Below are 12,594 nucleotides of genomic sequence, written 5' to 3' on the forward strand. Positions count from 1 at the left end.
GTTACGCTGCCTCCTGGCCTGGTGTGGTGTCGTAGGCGGCGTGGAGACGCGCGTCGGGCTCGTGAGCCACGACGATCGGTGCGGGCCGGCGGAATTCGTCGATGAAGAAGGCCTTGCCGATCCGTGTGCCCCGATTGGGTCGTTCGGTGACCTCGTCTTCGTCGTCGTCGAAGTCGGTCGGTTCACGCATGTCTTCGGGATCCGGATCGGCTAAGAAGTACTCTTCAAGGTCGTCGTAGTCGGCCGCTCGTAGTCCAGCTTTCCGCGCGACTTCTTTTGCCAGATCCTCGTTTTCGAACGGAACGATGAGTTGTTGGGTGATGAACCTGTCGCCCATCAGAGTGAGGTCGGCCACCGGATCCTGGGTGATGATCAACAACCCGGTGTAGTGCTTGCGAGCGCGGCGGCTGATGAGATGCGCGTCGGCGGCGCCGGCGCGGGAGTTGAGCAGGCCGCCGGCTTCTTCGAGGATGATGAGCCCGAACCGGGACTTGTTGGCGAAGAACGTTGTTCGAGCGAGCCGCACGAGCATGCCGTAGATGGCGACGGAGGCCTTCTTCCGGTCGCTGAGGTCGTTGTACAGGTGCGGTGTGCTCATCTCCTCGGCGTCGGGCAGGTCGAGGCTCTCGGTGAGCCAGATCGTCAGATCGAGGTTGGCCAGGTCGGGGATGGGCAGGGTGTCATCGAAGATCGCGCGGGTGAAGTCGTAGGTCGACCACGACCGCAGGGCAACCAGGATGGGGAAGAGATCCTCAGCGAGCTTGACGACCTGTTCAGAGCGTGTGTCGGGTCGGTCGACCGGTGCTTGGATGCTGGCGATGTAGGCCATGAGCGCCGCGGTGCTGGGGATATTGAGCTGTCGGCGGGCGCGCGCGGTGAGGATGGTGCGCAGTCGTTGCACGGCGACGCTGCGTGAGTCCAAACCCATCATCGGGATCATGTAGTCGAGCCAGTAGCCGCCGGCCACGCGCTCGGGGAAGATGCGTAGCGGGTCACAGCCGAAGTTGTTGCCAGCCATATCGATCACGGCTTTGCGGTCGGTGGGGACATCGGCGAATGCCTTGGCCCATTCGATGCCGGGGTCGACGATGAACAATTGGGCGCCGCGCTGAAACTCGCCGCGGGCAATGCGTTTGGAGGCATAGGACTTGCCGTATCCGGGTGCGCCGCTGCAGACCAGGCAGGGATTGTGGTTGCGCCGCGCGGTGCCGGGAAGGTCGATCAGGACGGCGCTGTTGAGTGCGTTCGACGTGTTGAAACCCAAGAGAGTTCCGTTCGTGTTGCCGACCTGCGATGAGGTGATCGGAACGAACCGGGACCACTTTGTTGCCGTGGTTCGGTAGCTGAACTGGTCGACCGAGCTCTTGTGGGTGGGGACTCCGGAGTTGAACGCGGCCCAGAGTTTGGCCTGGGCGCCGCGGTGGTGGCGTACCGAGACCTGCCCGGAGGCGGCGAGTTGTTCTTTCAGTCGCTTCACGCTGTAGTCGAGCGTGGCGGGATCTTTGGCGCCGACGGCGATGACGAAGGCAGTCTCCATCGGGCGTTCGTCACTGTTCGAGTGGAGTTGGCGGTTGTATTCGGCGAGCTGGAGGCCGGTGTCGCGCAGCTCGCGGTCACCATCGCGGGCATCGCGGCGCTGCTTGAATTGGTCGTCGAGGTTCTCCTTAGCGCGATCGTTGCGGACGAACTCCACTTCGCGGTGGTGACCGACAAGGCTGATAGCGAAATCGAACTCGGCGCCGGTGTTGAGATCGTCGAGAGCATCGAGAAACTCCGACCCGGGAAACCTGATGCCAGCCTTGGGCATATCGGTGACCGGCAGGATCGCTTGATAGCTGTCGGGATAGAGGCCGTCGGGGCTGCTGACCCGCAGAACCTTCTTCGAGGACGGCACCCGCCGCACACCGGCACACCACAAGGCGACGAGGCCGGCGGCAGTGAGGCCGAACAGTATCGCGGGGGCGACGACGACAAACACACCGGTGAGTACCGTCAGGGCGGCCATCACGCCGGCGGCCGGCAGCATGGGCAGTTTGCGGCCGGAGTTGTGCAGCTGGTCGCCGTCGTCGAACTCGGCCCCGGGGAAGCTGCGCGGTGCTTGTCGGGCGGTCCCTTGGCGGCGTCGCGGCAGCGGGTTGGTGAAGGTGCCACGCCAGGCGGTGCGCCGCCAAAACCAGTCCACCATGTCTTCGGTGACCGGCACCGGTGAGAACTCCTCTGGCAGCGAGGTGACGATGTCGTGGGCGAGGCTTCGGTACGCGGCAAGGGACTCGTCGGAGTCCTTGTCGCGCCCGGCCAGCCAGTCCTTGAATTTGGTGGCCTGGCCCAACGGGGTGTGGCCCTCTCGGCCGGCATCGACGGGAAACCGCAGCCAGTACACGCGGGTTCGAGGTTTCTTCTGCGCGAGCTGGCCGGCCAGGCCCTGGCAGGTGGCGATCCACTCAGGCTTGTCGCGATGACCGTGCAGCATGGCCCGCAGCAGTTGGCGCTGGCTTTGCGGTACCGACATGCTGTAGATCCACGCACCGGCCGGAACTTCACGGGCCATGTTGCGGTGCCGTTCGGCGACACCGAGACGGTGTTTGGTCGGCCGCAGGTAGTAGCGCAGCCCGGACACGAGGTAGTTGGCGTACACGCCGTGTTTGGTGAATTCCAGGTGGCCGATGACGTCGTCGGGCGGGGCCAGAATCGTGCTGTCACGGCTGGATTCGTTCTTCGGCCGGACCGTCCGCCAGATGCTGCGAACACGGAATCCGAGGCTGGGTTTCCCGTACGGGATCATCGCGCCGATGCCGGCGGAGATGAGAGTCAGAAACAGGGGAACGAAGAACAGGGTTTGTGCGTGTCCGGAATCGAGGAACAGCAACGGCAGTGCGATGGTGGCGGTACCGCCGAGTGCGAGCGGTACCGCCACCCCGATGCGCAGTGACTTGTTGAACAGCAGATCGGTGTAGGTGGGGGTGTCGTGCACCCCTTTGAACACCTGTGCGGATTCGACGGCCATTTAGCCGAACTGCCCTGTGGTGATGCCGCTTTGGTCGACCGTCTTCTTCGTGGACACGTAGATCGCGTAGCCCGATCCCACGATCACTGCGACGATGACCGACAGCAGTGCCCACAAGATGGTTTCGCCTTTGCGGCCACCGAAGAATGCCGCAGTGGCACGGGCGCCGCCGCCGATCAAAATGAGGACGACGAAGACTCCGATGAGGATGGTGTAGAGCGATCGGGATCCCGACGTCAGATCGGTCGCTGCGAGAATGGTTGTGGCGGTGCCCGGTTCAGAGAGTGCGTTTGCGGTGAGGGCCGTGAGGTGGCCGGTCATGGGGAGCATTGGTTTTCCTTTCGAGGGTTAGTTGGTGCGGGTTGATCGTTCGGATGCGCTGGGCATCACGGCTTTCCAGTTGCCGGCGCGGGAACGACAGGTGTGAGTTCTGCGCCGGTGGCCAGTTGTGGGGCGTAGTCGATGCCAGCGACCATCCAGCGGCCGCTGACGACAGTCAGGCTGAGGGCGTAGTCCTCGCGGCGCGGTGAGAACTGGCGGGTGACGGAGTCGACGGTGGCGAACACGTGGACGGTGGTGCCGTCGGCGGGCATGGCGTCGTCGGGAACAGCGCGGGTGGACTGAAGTTTCACGATCCGTGGTGCAGGCCCGCCGTCACGAGTGGAGCGATAGTCGGGAACCGCGACGAGCCCGGATTTCTCGGTGATGTAGCGGTCCAGGCCACCTGCATTGGTCAGGTAACTTTCGAAAAACCCTGTCAGGGTGTGGAATACCGGTGACCGGGGCGACAACGTGGTGGAGTAGCCCAGGGGCAGAGTGGCACCGGAACCGGCACAGTCAGCTTTGCCTGGCCGACTTGTGGCCTGCAGGCCGTAGCTGCTGTAGAGGACAGGGATGCGGTAGCACTTCTCGGCCGCCGGCGCGGCCACGTAGGGGCGCTCGGACACTGAGACGATGACGCTCCATTGCTGGGCGTAGCCGAGGTCGTCCTCGAGTGTCACTGCGGCGACACCGGGCGAGCTGATGACTGCGCCGGGGTTGGTCGGTAAGGGTTGCTGCTGGTCCTGGTTGGCCCAGCAGGACTGGAGGGATGCGCGCTGGGTGTCGGTGACGGTCAGCGCCTTTTCGACGCATTGGCGTGCGAAATTGCCGACCAGCTCGGTGCGGTTGACTTCCTTGCGGGCCGGGCCGTGCACGTCGATGGGTTTGTCGAAGATCCATCCCCAGATCGTGGAGATCGCGACGATGGAGCAGGACGCGACCGCGGCGAAGAAGAATGCGCGGCCGATCCAGCCGCCGGTGGTGTCGATGCGACGTTGCCAGGTCTTGGTGGGCATTGGTTGTGGCGCCTTCCTTTGGTCAGGAGGGGATGGGTTGGTGGCCTTCGACGGTGATCGAGGAGACAGCGAATGTGTTGTCGACTGGGTCGGTTTCGGCTTGGCCTCCCGGCGTTCCCGGGAAGCCAGGAAGTGGGGCGGTGGATGACTCCGGGGGTGTGCCCAGTGGAGCTCCAAGGACGTCGTCGAGCAGTCCGCCTGGGCCGGGTGCTGCGGGGCCCTGGTCGGCCGGTGGGGCGTCGGCGGGGGGACGTGAGGTCTCTTGGACGATCATGGTGATCGTGGAGGCCAGGACACCTTGCCCGGGCATCGGCTGGGGCGCTTCGCCGTGGACGTTTCCGGTGCGCTGAGGTACGACGGTCGGCTTGTTGCCGTGGTCGGTCAGGATCCATGACACGCGGGACACCACGCGGTGCTGGAGCCACTGGTCGGCTCCGGATGCGTCCGTACCCACCCAGCCCGGGGTGATGCGGATGGCGGTGACCACCATGGTCCGGCCGAGCTCGATGGTGAGAACCTGGCCGTCGACGCCGCCGCGCACGCACACCCAGGCCTGGGTGGGGTCGCCGCTGGCCACGGCTTGAGCGGCAGTGGAACCGGGCAGGCATCCCGGCGCGCTCGCGGTGAACGGGATGCCTGTGGGGCCTCCGCCGGCACCCGGCGGGGGAGGTGGGGGCTCTGCCGGTGCGGCGGTGATCTTCGTGACCGCCTCGGACTGCTCACTCTCAACTTCGGGGCCGTTCTTCATGCCGAGCAGAACGCTGGTCACCGCGATTGTCGTGACGGCTACGAACGCAACGAAGCCGATCGCCAGCGGTTTGTTGAATCGAGGCGCTGGGGCGTCTGCGGGTTTGGCAGAACCGGCCGCGTCCTGGCCGCTCCCCGTGTCGTAGATGTCGGCGTCGTCGGCGATCGGCACGACCTCGTCATCGCTGTCGCTCTGGGTGCCGGGCGACGGGGCGAGCTCATAGTTCTCGATGTCCTCGGGGTCAGGTGTCGGCGCGGAGCCGTCGCCGTCGTCGTCGGGATCGTCATAGTCCGGCTCGTCGCTGGGGTCGTAATCCTCTGGGGTGTAGTCTGATTCGTTGCCGTACCCGGTGTCATCGGGATCTCGGTCGAGATCGGCAAGCCATTCCTGGGTTGCCGACCATGCCGGTCCGTCGTGTGTGGCGTTGTCGGGGTGGGTCATCAGACGACCTTTCGCAGGTAGGCGGTTGGTGCGGAGTGGGCGCCGGCGAGGCGGCCGACCGTGACGGCGTCCTTCCGGGATCGGCGCGGTGCCGGTGACAATGCGTGCAGCGGCGGCCGTGCACCGCGGCGTCGGCGGCGGGGATCGAGCAGACGGCTAGCGAGGATCGCTACGATCACGAGCGCGGTTGCCACGCCGATAGCAAAGATGTGTTCGAGGATGTAGGCGACGGCGGTGGCGAGCATTGCCAACCAGAACGCGATGGTGCCGATCGCGACGCCGATAATCGTTCGCATGGGTTCTCCTAGTGAGTTCACGCTGAGGCTAAGGGGTGGTAATACGGTTTTGCGATAGCTGTCGCTAAACGTGATGAGCAATTGCTACGTTCTGCGTTGTGAGACCAATACCGCAGGACGGACCGGCCCGGCTGATGTTTTTTGTCCAGCGCAGACTGGTGCAATTGGGCTGGTCTCGTGATGACCTCTTCGCCCACGGTGGCCCGTCACCGTCGACCCTGTACAAGGCGTACCGGCTCAACCGGGAAATGGACGAACGCACCATGCACAAGCTGGAGCAGGCCGTGGGGTGGGAGGAGGAGTCCTGCAGGATCACCCTGGACGGGGGTGAGCCGACGATCCGCCTGTCAGACCAGGTAGAGACGGTGAAAAGTCGTGTGGATGCCGCGGTGGCGGAGTCTGAGAGGGTTGCCGTCGGACGTACCGCAGCAGAGTTACGCGACTTTCTGATGGGTGTCGCTGAACAGCTGCGCGAGTTCTATCCTGATGATCAAGCACCCCACCAGGAGCCCGCTGATGCCAGCGCCCACTGATCGGTTCGACGAGGTCCGCCGAAAGTGGATCGCACGGCATCAACACACGTTCATATTTCAGAAAAGGCGAGCAGAAATTCTCGCTCGTCAAATTCGCGACCGCGCACAAGAAAATACCGGTGCGCGGGTTGACCCTGCCGACGACGACATCATTCACCCAATGTGGGCACGGTCCCCGGAAACCATTTATGCGGCGGTGGACTGGGTCATTGTTCTGACCGCCGCGCTGTTCGCACCGATCGGCTGGACTGTCGGCCGCGGCATCTACGCCTTCACGATCCAGCTAATCCCCGACAACCTGAGGTCGTATCCCATCGCAGCGTTCATGTGGAGTGCGGTGGCTGTGGGCGTGCCACTGCCAGTCATCTACTGGCTGGTCTACTCCGGCAGCGGAACGTTCACCTCGACGGTCGTAGTGCCATGGATTGTCGCCCAAGTCCCGGCCGCACTGCTGGCCGCCGGGGCGTACGGAATCTTGGAGGGCTGGCTGGCTGTTGACGGTTCGCGCGACTGGTGGCCGATGCGGCCGCCCCAGGACCATGACGCGGTCGACTTCGGCTTCCACACGGAGATCGAGATGTTGCCGAGCGTGTTTCGCACCCGTTCGCGCCAACCGGTAGGGGAGCGCACTCCGATCAAGCGAGATCGCGATGGCCTATAAACCGCCCCCGACGCCGTACTGCGGGTTCGTGCTCGACGAAGAAACCAACCGTCGCGCGGTCGCGGAATCCGCTGCCCACGTGCTGGTCTCAGCACCGACAGAGACCGGAAAGACGCGGCGGATCTTGGCTCCGGCCGCCGTGTTATGGACTGGGCCTGCGGTTGTAGTGAGTCCGAAAGACGACCTGATGCAGCTGGTGATGCAGCGGCGCTACGGTCCGAGCGCGTTGATCGACTTTCGTCCTGACTACGACGCCGACTATCCGAACATCAACCTGCTGTCGTTCGATCCGACCAAGCTCATCAGCACACCTGATCAGGCCGTGACGATCGCGAACACGATGATGCAGATGTCAGCGGTGGGCATGGGTTCGGGCGCAGACCAGGTCAGCGACGCCGGGATCTGGGAGTCGAACACTGAGACTCCGCTGGCGGCGATGCTGTACGCAGCCTCCCCGCGTGGAAACAAGGCAGGGATCGGGTGGGTTCTGCTGGCTGTCAACAACACTCGCTTAACGAAGCCGGGCGAGCAGCAGTCGACCGACCCGAGCTGGGAACACGCCGCTGACATCGTGGCCGACATTCCGCTGTTCAGAGATGCGCTGATGGCGTCGCTGGTGATGGATCCCAAGCAGCGCGACAGCATCGCGTTGACGATGCGAAAGTCGGTGACGCCGTGGATGCGTCTGCAACTGCGCGGGAATCTCCCACCGGCGTTTGATGAATCGATCCTGGAGGATCCGACGTCCACGCTCTATGTCCTCACGCCGGCTGAAGGCTCGATCGCCGGCGCCGCGGTGACACTGATTGACCACCTCGTGCGACTGTGTCGAGCTAAGACGGCGCGCAAGGAGATGCGGCACCGCCTGCTGATCGTGATCGACGAGGCCGCCAATACCGCTCCGATGCCAGCGCTTCGCCGCTACATCAGTGAGGGCCGAGGGCTCGGCGCGAATCTCGTGCTGGCTGTGCAGGCCAGCTCCCAGTTGGAAACCGTGTACGGCACTGCCTATATGAAGGAGCTGCGCGACACCTTCCCGTCGGCCTTGATCATGTTCGGCGCACCGGAGATGGAGATCTTGCAGCGCGCCGAGGAATGGGAAGGGCAGACCACCCGGCGCCAGGAGACATTCGATCAGGTCACCACTCACAAGACGCTGTCGTCGCACCTGGGCAGCACGCTGGAATACCGTCGGCTGCTCCCGCCGAATCGTGATCATGCTCGGCTGGTGCGCCTGGGGACTGCGGGCGTGCTGACGGAGATCCCGGATTGGTCGAAGTTTCTCGCGATCTATGACCGGGCGATCGAGAACGTTCTGAACGAGCCGTCGTCGCGGTCGCGTGACAGTTTCTGGACTCGACTGGCCGATCGTCATCAACGCGGACTGGCGGCGGCCGGGACCGGGACCGGGACACGATGAGCGGCCAGGAAATCACGCTGAATGCGCGTCAGGCGGCGATTCTCGACGTCCTGCGATCCACCAGAGGGTTTCTGAGCACAACCGAAATCCGCGAGCAGGTGAACTCGATGGCCGGCGTAGTCCTGGTGGCCGAGCAGGTCTACCGCGCACTGCTGACCCTGGAGCGGCGCGGCCTGGTCGAGCGGGTCCGGGTTGAGGGATCAGTCAAAGCGCATTGGGGGCGGGCCGGTCGGCACGCCGACCTCGGGCTCCGAGAATCCACCAGCAAGCCAAGGGAGACGGCATGATGGCGACAAAGAAGGCCCGAAAAGGGCCGTGGCTCAGTGGTTTATTGATTGCGCTGCTCGGCGCGGTGTGGATGATCGGTCAGGTCGCCGCCGGAATCGTCGGGCTGATTGCGAACCTCTTGTCGGCACCGGTCATCTGACGACCTACTCTCAACGCGATTAGGAGCGCTGGCCATGACTATGCATTCCGTGTTTCAGGTTGGCGGCAGCCGCATCGACGATGTGCACACACCGGTGGCCCAGGAGGCTCTTAGTCGAGCGAAAGCTGCGCGGTTGCGACCGCTGTGCTTGTGCCAGTCACCGGGGGTGGAGATGTACATCGCCGCCGCCGGACCCGACCTCATCGTCAAGCGGATGCCCGGAACGGCAGTCGCACATGACCACCGGTGTCGATCCTGGCTGCCCCCGGGCGAGCTTTCGGGCTACGGAGCGGTCGCCGAGCAGTCAATCATCGACAACCCTGCCGATGGCACAACGGCTTTGCGGTTGGGTTTCTCACTGTCGAAGTCCGGAAATCGCGCTGCGCCTGAACCTTCTGGTTCCCCGTCAGACACGGTGCAGACCCACGGGAACAAGCTGTCGCTGCGTGCTGTGCTGCACTACTTGTGGGACGAGGCTGAGCTGACGAGTTGGCATCCTCGTTTCGCCGGGCACCGCTCCTGGGCGGTCGTCTACCGTCGTCTGCGGGCCGCCGTGGACGGCAAGGTGGTCCGTAAGGATCCACTGGCCGCGTCTTTGTTTGTGCCCGAACCGTTCTCGGCCGACCACAAGACCGACATCGAGCAGCGCCGTATCAAGGCATGGGCTCCAGCCCGCCGTCAGCCTGGAAAGCCCACGAAACTGCTGATCGGGGTGGGCGAGATCAAGGCAATCGAGCCGGCCGGCCATGGGTTCAAGCTGCAAGTGCGGCACCAGCCCGGACACCCCTGGTTTCTCAATGAAGACCTGTATCGCAAGCTCGCGAAACGGTTCGCCACCGAACTGGAGCTTTGGCAGATGGCCGAGGCAGGCGAGGTTCGGCTGCTGGCCATCTGCACCTTCTCGGTTTCTCGGGCGGGATATGCGAACGTCGACCAACTGTCGCTGATGACAACCGATCGCAATTGGCTACCGTTCACAGGCGACGCGGATCGCACTCTGCTCAACACGGCTCTCAACGAGGAGCGCTCGTTCCGCAGAATGTTGTCGTATAACGGCAGCACGGCCCCGATGGCGTCCCTGATTTTCACTGACACTGCTCCGGCGATCGCCGCGTTCATCGACCGCCCTGCTGGTGATGTGGACGGGGACGATACTTCGCTGATCGCCGGACTGCCCGTATGGAACTGGCGTACGGACGAGGATATGCCGGATCTGCCGTCGCCAATGTCCTGAGAAAACGGCGGCCCCCGCGACGGCAGGTGTCCGGTTGTCCGGGTGACGATCAACGGCGGTCCGACCGCTACGGTGGGCCACCGTGACCGGTGCGCCAGCTCTCAGCCCTGACTGCCTGGGGTGGGCACGGACGGCCGGCTTCGTTCATCGCACGGATGACCAGGCCAGGCATTGTCGAGCTCAGGTCGGAGGTCGGCGCGCCGATTCGATACGTGATCGGGCGGCCGGCGGTGGGTCGTGTGGAGCTCGTCGAAGTCGATGAACTGGGTGATGAGCGGTTGGTGCTGTTCGTGGCCGAGATGCAGGTTCTCGAGCGCTACTTGTTCGGAGTGTTTGGTGACGATATCCGCGCTGAGGTCGACCTGCCGTTTGTCGAACTCCCTTGGGACAGAGAATCACTAGCCACTGGGTATGAGATCGACGATTCGAACCCGGGCTACCAGATCCTCACAGCTATCGGTCGTGGTCCGGTTGCGGCGGTTCCCCGTTCGGAGGTCGGCCTGCTGGCGTTGGTGCCGCTGTCTCATTTCCTCGGCTGGAGTTTGGCAGCATTGAAGCGGTCGTTCCTTGATGAGTCGTTCAGGCCGCTGTTGTCGCCGGACGGTAGCTATGCCCAACCGAATCTGCGCAAATCCACATAGTTCGAGGGCCAGATACCGCACCGCGAGCTGCTAGGCATTAGTTATGCGGAAGTGCACAGCACCGGTCAAGGGTCACAAGAGTGCCGCCGCCAGAGCAGCTTGCCCTGTGCACGGCACACATGCGTGGCGGGTGAACCCGCCGACACCGCCAGCAGTCACTGATCGCGCACGCGGCACGGGTCGATCGAGGGGCAGTGCCAACGGCCTCGTGACGGCGGCCGAGCGAAGCGCCCGCCAGACAGGATCGGTGACCGGCGCGGACTTCATTGCCTGGATCGTCTTGGCCGAGATGGTCCGAGACCACCTCTGGCTTCTGATCCTCGGAGTGATCGCCATCGGTGTGCCGGTGGCACTGGCGGCGCGGTGGACCTATCAATGTTCGGCGTGGATCAACGACGGCACTGCCCGCTGCCGACGGCCGCGCGCCGGTTTCTTGGAGCGCTGCCACAGTCACAGCCAGGTCGTGATGACGCAATACGATGCCGCCGCGGCGGCCGCAATCGTTATCGCGGTGATCAACGCTGTCATCCTCATCGCCGCTCTGCAGCACTAAAGGCATAGATACGACAACCCCCGGGGGGAGCCCGGGGGTTGTCGCCACCTCTTGTCGCATGGCCGACTGTCGTCCCTATCCCGACGCCCAAACCTGGGGCGGCGGCGACTGCCGGCGAGCGTGCCCGCCTCGCGGAAGCTAGTGATCAGCAAATCCATTTGGCGAACCAGCGTGTCTTGGACACTACCTCACAATGAGCGTCATAACCTACGACACTCTGCCATTGATGTCGTCTGCGCCCGGTATACCCCTACGGTTGCGCCCGGTACTATGTAATTACCTCATTAGTGATGCGAACGCGCATCTCGAAAAATCGCAGGTGAGAGCAATGACTGGACAGGTCAGCCAACCACGGGCCAACCTGCGGGTGGCGCAAACATTCGCAGGCAATACAGCGCACCACGGCGCTCCCGTGCGCCGGGCGTTTGTCAGGCGGTCGGGCGTCAACCCGAGTCCGCTCGAAGGCCTCATGCGGGCTGCCCGCGGCGGTGCCGGCGGTGGACGCGGCGGCCGCACGCGACTGGCACTGCTACTGAGCCTGTGGTGGGTCAACTCCGCACCGCCCTACTCGTCGCAGCGGCCGGCGAGCTGGTGGGCCGAGCTGATTGGCCTGGACGATCCAGTGAAGGGCCCCCGCGCCGTCGCGGCCAATCTCCAGGAGTTGGCTCGGCGCGGTTTCATCGACATCACAGCGGGCGAACCGGGGATGGCCAATATCGTGACCCTGCTCGATGAGCTCGACGAGTTTGGCCCCGCCTATGTGCGGCCCGACGGCCATAGCGGCGGATCGTTCTTCCGTGTGCCAGAACAACTCTGGACTACTGGCGCGATCGGACGATTGAGCGGTCCAGGCCTAGTCATGTATTTGATGGTGCTCTATTACCACCACCGCCCGGACGGCGTTGAGTTCGTCCCAGGCGTGGGTCTACGTCTGCCGGCCGCACCGCCAGTGTGGTTCTCGCCCAAAGCGTTCAGTGAGCGGCATGGCTTCTCTGAGGACACCCGGTTGGCGGGAATACAGAATCTCCGCGACGCGGGCATGGTTCAGGTCGAAACCGAACTCGTCGATATCCAGAATCCGTCGGGCTCCGGTCATCGCCGATTCCGTCGACAGCTGTTGACCCTGGACGCTCCGTATGTGCCACCGCCTCCGGGCAGTCCTCCCACCAACGACGCCTAAGCCGGGCCGCGTTTGTAAGGGGAACCGAGCCGCGCCCGACGACGTCTAAACGGGCATGGACTTTGAGGACCGGCTGGCGTTGATCGGTGAGGGTTTGGATCCCGATGACCCGGCGGTGA

14 protein-coding genes are annotated in these 12,594 nt (G+C 64.1%); 9 read left to right on the forward strand and 5 right to left on the reverse strand.

What is annotated here, in order from left to right:
- Position 1: 1 nt before the first annotated feature.
- The 5 genes from AWC31_RS11575 to AWC31_RS11595 are packed head-to-tail and all read right to left on the reverse strand — an operon-like array spanning position 2 to position 5,826.
- Positions 2 to 3,004: an ATP-binding protein gene (locus AWC31_RS11575; RefSeq protein ID WP_085144408.1), complete on the reverse strand. Its 3,003-nt coding sequence runs from the start codon at positions 3,002 to 3,004 to the stop codon at positions 2 to 4.
- Positions 3,005 to 3,334, reverse strand: a complete 330-nt coding sequence (locus tag AWC31_RS11580; RefSeq protein WP_234816815.1) for a glycosyl transferase family 39 — start codon at positions 3,332 to 3,334, stop codon at positions 3,005 to 3,007.
- Positions 3,335 to 3,390: 56 nt separating this feature from the next.
- Positions 3,391 to 4,341: a conjugal transfer protein gene (locus AWC31_RS11585; protein WP_085144409.1), complete on the reverse strand. Its 951-nt coding sequence runs from the start codon at positions 4,339 to 4,341 to the stop codon at positions 3,391 to 3,393.
- Between the two features lie 22 nt (positions 4,342 to 4,363).
- Positions 4,364 to 5,530, reverse strand: coding sequence for a hypothetical protein (locus AWC31_RS11590; RefSeq protein ID WP_085144410.1), 1,167 nt, complete (start codon positions 5,528 to 5,530; stop codon positions 4,364 to 4,366).
- Complete coding sequence (locus AWC31_RS11595; RefSeq protein ID WP_064917853.1) at positions 5,530 to 5,826, reverse strand: hypothetical protein; 297 nt, start codon at positions 5,824 to 5,826, stop codon at positions 5,530 to 5,532. The genes AWC31_RS11590 and AWC31_RS11595 overlap by 1 nt, the downstream gene beginning before the upstream one ends.
- A 98-nt stretch (positions 5,827 to 5,924) precedes the next feature.
- Here AWC31_RS11595 and AWC31_RS11600 point away from each other — a divergent pair, with 98 nt between their 5' ends.
- The 9 genes from AWC31_RS11600 to AWC31_RS11635 all read left to right on the forward strand — a co-directional run bounded on the left by AWC31_RS11600 (position 5,925) and on the right by AWC31_RS11635 (position 12,475).
- Entirely contained in the window at positions 5,925 to 6,359 is a 435-nt protein-coding gene (locus tag AWC31_RS11600; RefSeq protein ID WP_133060143.1) for a hypothetical protein, read from the forward strand.
- Positions 6,313 to 7,020: a hypothetical protein gene (locus AWC31_RS11605; RefSeq protein ID WP_234816816.1), complete on the forward strand. Its 708-nt coding sequence runs from the start codon at positions 6,313 to 6,315 to the stop codon at positions 7,018 to 7,020. Before AWC31_RS11600 ends, AWC31_RS11605 begins: the two co-directional genes overlap by 47 nt.
- Positions 7,010 to 8,440, forward strand: a complete 1,431-nt coding sequence (locus AWC31_RS11610) for a type IV secretory system conjugative DNA transfer family protein (RefSeq protein ID WP_085144413.1) — start codon at positions 7,010 to 7,012, stop codon at positions 8,438 to 8,440. The genes AWC31_RS11605 and AWC31_RS11610 overlap by 11 nt, the downstream gene beginning before the upstream one ends.
- On the forward strand, positions 8,437 to 8,727 hold the full coding sequence (locus AWC31_RS11615; protein WP_085144414.1) for a transcriptional repressor: 291 nt from the start codon (positions 8,437 to 8,439) through the stop codon (positions 8,725 to 8,727). Before AWC31_RS11610 ends, AWC31_RS11615 begins: the two co-directional genes overlap by 4 nt.
- Positions 8,724 to 8,867 (forward strand): hypothetical protein, encoded by a 144-nt coding sequence (locus AWC31_RS37370; protein ID WP_165765947.1) that lies wholly within the window; start codon positions 8,724 to 8,726, stop codon positions 8,865 to 8,867. Before AWC31_RS11615 ends, AWC31_RS37370 begins: the two co-directional genes overlap by 4 nt.
- A gap of 34 nt (positions 8,868 to 8,901) precedes the next feature.
- On the forward strand, positions 8,902 to 10,101 hold the full coding sequence (locus AWC31_RS11620) for a DUF1173 family protein (protein WP_085144415.1): 1,200 nt from the start codon (positions 8,902 to 8,904) through the stop codon (positions 10,099 to 10,101).
- Positions 10,102 to 10,340: 239 nt separating this feature from the next.
- Positions 10,341 to 10,742, forward strand: a complete 402-nt coding sequence (locus tag AWC31_RS11625) for an Imm61 family immunity protein (protein WP_234816817.1) — start codon at positions 10,341 to 10,343, stop codon at positions 10,740 to 10,742.
- 247 nt (positions 10,743 to 10,989) lie between these two features.
- Complete coding sequence (locus AWC31_RS11630; protein WP_133060144.1) at positions 10,990 to 11,295, forward strand: hypothetical protein; 306 nt, start codon at positions 10,990 to 10,992, stop codon at positions 11,293 to 11,295.
- A gap of 193 nt (positions 11,296 to 11,488) precedes the next feature.
- The gene (locus tag AWC31_RS11635) at positions 11,489 to 12,475 is read left to right on the forward strand and encodes a hypothetical protein (RefSeq protein ID WP_165765948.1); all 987 of its coding nucleotides are present in this window, start codon (positions 11,489 to 11,491) and stop codon (positions 12,473 to 12,475) included.
- The last annotated feature ends 119 nt before the right edge of the window (positions 12,476 to 12,594 follow it).

Source organism: Mycolicibacterium wolinskyi, from assembly GCF_002101965.1.
In the GTDB taxonomy this organism is placed as follows: Bacteria; Actinomycetota; Actinomycetes; order Mycobacteriales; family Mycobacteriaceae; genus Mycobacterium; species Mycobacterium wolinskyi.

What these genes read in the sequence shown, in the direction of transcription:
- AWC31_RS11575 (WP_085144408.1), bottom strand. Translation starts at nt 3,004, where the DNA reads ATGGCCGTCGAATCCGCACAGGTGTTCAAAGGGGTGCACGACACCCCC.
- AWC31_RS11580 (WP_234816815.1), bottom strand. Translation starts at nt 3,334, where the DNA reads ATGCTCCCCATGACCGGCCACCTCACGGCCCTCACCGCAAACGCACTC.
- AWC31_RS11585 (WP_085144409.1), bottom strand. Translation starts at nt 4,341, where the DNA reads ATGCCCACCAAGACCTGGCAACGTCGCATCGACACCACCGGCGGCTGG.
- AWC31_RS11590 (WP_085144410.1), bottom strand. Translation starts at nt 5,530, where the DNA reads ATGACCCACCCCGACAACGCCACACACGACGGACCGGCATGGTCGGCA.
- AWC31_RS11595 (WP_064917853.1), bottom strand. Translation starts at nt 5,826, where the DNA reads ATGCGAACGATTATCGGCGTCGCGATCGGCACCATCGCGTTCTGGTTG.
- AWC31_RS11605 (WP_234816816.1), top strand. Translation starts at nt 6,313, where the DNA reads ATGATCAAGCACCCCACCAGGAGCCCGCTGATGCCAGCGCCCACTGAT.
- AWC31_RS11610 (WP_085144413.1), top strand. Translation starts at nt 7,010, where the DNA reads ATGGCCTATAAACCGCCCCCGACGCCGTACTGCGGGTTCGTGCTCGAC.
- AWC31_RS11615 (WP_085144414.1), top strand. Translation starts at nt 8,437, where the DNA reads ATGAGCGGCCAGGAAATCACGCTGAATGCGCGTCAGGCGGCGATTCTC.
- AWC31_RS37370 (WP_165765947.1), top strand. Translation starts at nt 8,724, where the DNA reads ATGATGGCGACAAAGAAGGCCCGAAAAGGGCCGTGGCTCAGTGGTTTA.
- AWC31_RS11620 (WP_085144415.1), top strand. Translation starts at nt 8,902, where the DNA reads ATGACTATGCATTCCGTGTTTCAGGTTGGCGGCAGCCGCATCGACGAT.
- AWC31_RS11635 (WP_165765948.1), top strand. Translation starts at nt 11,489, where the DNA reads ATGAGCGTCATAACCTACGACACTCTGCCATTGATGTCGTCTGCGCCC.